General features: G+C 31.7%; 3 protein-coding genes. 2 read left to right on the forward strand and 1 reads right to left on the reverse strand.

Going from position 1 to position 2,595, the window contains the following annotated elements; genetic code table 11:
• Window positions 1-1,093, forward strand: a 1,093-nt coding sequence (locus QZN45_RS11035) for an Ig-like domain-containing protein (protein WP_296812968.1), incomplete at its 5' end; no start/stop codon positions are given.
• 340 nt (window positions 1,094-1,433) lie between these two features.
• The gene (locus QZN45_RS11040) at window positions 1,434-2,075 is read left to right on the forward strand and encodes a site-2 protease family protein (protein WP_292609823.1); all 642 of its coding nucleotides are present in this window, start codon (window positions 1,434-1,436) and stop codon (window positions 2,073-2,075) included.
• 16 nt (window positions 2,076-2,091) lie between these two features.
• Here the strand turns inward: QZN45_RS11040 and QZN45_RS11045 are convergent.
• Window positions 2,092-2,595, reverse strand: a 504-nt coding sequence (locus QZN45_RS11045) for a tRNA-dihydrouridine synthase (protein WP_296812971.1), incomplete at its 5' end; no start/stop codon positions are given.

Below are 2,595 nucleotides of genomic sequence, written 5' to 3' on the forward strand. Positions count from 1 at the left end.
AAATTACACTGTAATTGCTACTTATATGGGAGATTCCAGATTTAATACAAATGTAACTTCATCTGACTTCACAATCAGCACTCCTGCAAAACCTGACATTAATATTACACTTCCAGATATTGTTCCTGGTGAAAGTTCCGTCGTTGATGTGGCTTTACCTGGTGATGCTGCTGGTACTGTATTTGTTTTAGTTGATGGTAAAGAGGTTTCAAGTGCTACTGTAACCAATGGTAGTGCTAAAGTGACTGTACCTGAATTAACTGCCGGTAATCATACTGTTGAAGTTAAATATTCCGGTGATAGTAAATATGCATCAATCAGCAAGACTTCTAGTGTGAATGTTTCTAAAGTGGATGTTCCTGCAAATAGTACATCTATTAAGATCACTCTTGCTGTTGGCTCTAAATCACCTGAATTCAATATAACTTTACCTAACGACGCTAAAGGCTATGTTGTTATAAGCATTAATGGTATAGATTACTTTGCTGTTGTTGAAAATGGTACTGCAATTGTTAATGTGCCAAGTTTAGCATATGGAAATTATAGTGTAAATGTCACCTACTCCGGTGATAATAAGTACAATTCCTTAATAAAGAACACTACTGCAAAGATTCCAAAACCTAAACTCACAGCTAAAAATATTAAAATAGGATATACAAATGCATATAAATACAAAGTACGTGTAACAATCGACGGTAAAGCTGTTGTTAAACAGTATGTGACTTTCAAATTCAACAAAAAGACATACAAACGTTTAACTAACTCCAAAGGTTATGCAACTCTCAAATTACCTAAGGTAAAACCTATGAAAACTAAATATACTATTACAATGGCTTATAAAGATATAAAATTATCTAAAAAGATTAAAGTCAATAGTATTATCGTTGCTAAAAACCTCAAAGTTAAAAAATCAGCCAAATACCTGAAAATCAAAGTAAAATTAAAAACAGTAGCTAAAAAAGTGCAAAAGGGTAAAAAAATAACTTTGAAATTCAACGGTAAAAAATATAAAGCAAAAACCAACAAAAAAGCTATAGCAACATTCAAAATCAAAAATAATGTTCTCAAAAAACTTAAAGTTGGCAAAAAATAAAAAATTACAGTTAAAAAATAGAGATTAACTTCTCTATTTTTCTTTTTCTTTTTTTAGGGTTTTGTCTGTAATTTTGATATATATTCTTTTTTTCTATTTTTAGTCTTGTAATGATTTTATTTTTCTATTAATACATTAATTACAAGATAATTGATGGTTGTTTGTTTTCATTGTAGTAACGTGGACAACTGGGTATGGGTTACTATTAACATGCCATGAATATTATTTTTTTTCTTTTAAGTGTTTTGTTGTGCTTAATTGCAATATGCAAGAGATTTACTAATCTTCGCATCAATTCAATTAGAAAAGAATTTTATATGGGTTTTATATATTTAATACTATGTTGGATTTTACAAAGGAAGAGCTAAGGAACTTAACCATTGCATTCGTTGTGCTTACATTTTGTTTTGGGATAGCAACTGCCGGGTTGAATGCTCATGGAATCATTTCAATCTTACCTATTGTTGTAGTTAGTGTAGTGATAGGGTCTCTATTGCATGAGCTTGGACATAAATTTGTGGCAATGAAATATGGTTGTCAGGCTGAATTTAAATTGTGGCCTCTGGGATTATTGATTGCTGTCATCACATCATTTTTTGGATTCGTATTTGCATCGCCAGGTTCACTTTATATTGGTCCGGAAAATCTCTCTGATGAGATTAATGGTAAGATTTCAATTGCAGGACCAATGGCCAATATGGTACTTGCATTAATATTTTTAGCAATTGCTGCTTTAATATATCCTTTAAAAATCCATTCAAATATTTTTCATTTAATATATTTAATCAGTACAGTCGGATTTTCTGTCAATTGCTTTTTGGCTACTTTTAATTTGTTTCCTATTTACAGTCTTGATGGGACTAAAGTTTTAAAGTGGAATGTTGGAATTTGGATTGCTGCAATTGCCATTGCCGGAATTATGATGTTTGTTTCTATTGCAATTGGTGCTGAAAATGCGGTTCAATTGATTATGGGCGTATAAATTATCTTTGTAGTATCTATTTAATTGATTCAACATAGTTGTCAATTATCTCAAATAATTCTTCGGGAGTTGTTGTTTTAAATAGTTTCGGTTTGATTTCCACACTTCTATACTGATTTTTTAAATAATATGCTGCGTGAACTCTCATTTTGGAAATGGCAACTTTTTCAGGTTTATATTTAAAAAGCAGTTCGGTATGTTTTTTAAGCATTTCCATTTTTTCTTCAAGTGTTGCTTTTTGAGGAAGTGTTCCGTCTTCAAGGTACTCCACGCACTGCTTTATAATCCATGGATTTCCAAGGGTTCCTCTTCCAATCATTACTGCATCGCAACCTGTTTCATCAATCATTTCTTTAGCATCAAAACAGTTTCTTACATCTCCATTACCAATCACAGGTATTGAAACTAATTCTTTAACGTCTCGAATAATTGACCAGTCAGCATCAATTCCGTATGTATCAAACTTTGTTCTTGGATGTACAGTTATGGCTGATGCACCTGCATCTTCGGCAATTTCGGC

The sequence above is a fragment of the uncultured Methanobrevibacter sp. genome (assembly GCF_900314695.1).
Taxonomy (GTDB): Archaea; Methanobacteriota; Methanobacteria; order Methanobacteriales; family Methanobacteriaceae; genus Methanocatella.

Excerpts from the sequence above, each read along its gene's own strand:
- QZN45_RS11040 (WP_292609823.1), top strand. The coding sequence starts at position 1,434 with ATGTTGGATTTTACAAAGGAAGAGCTAAGGAACTTAACCATTGCATTC.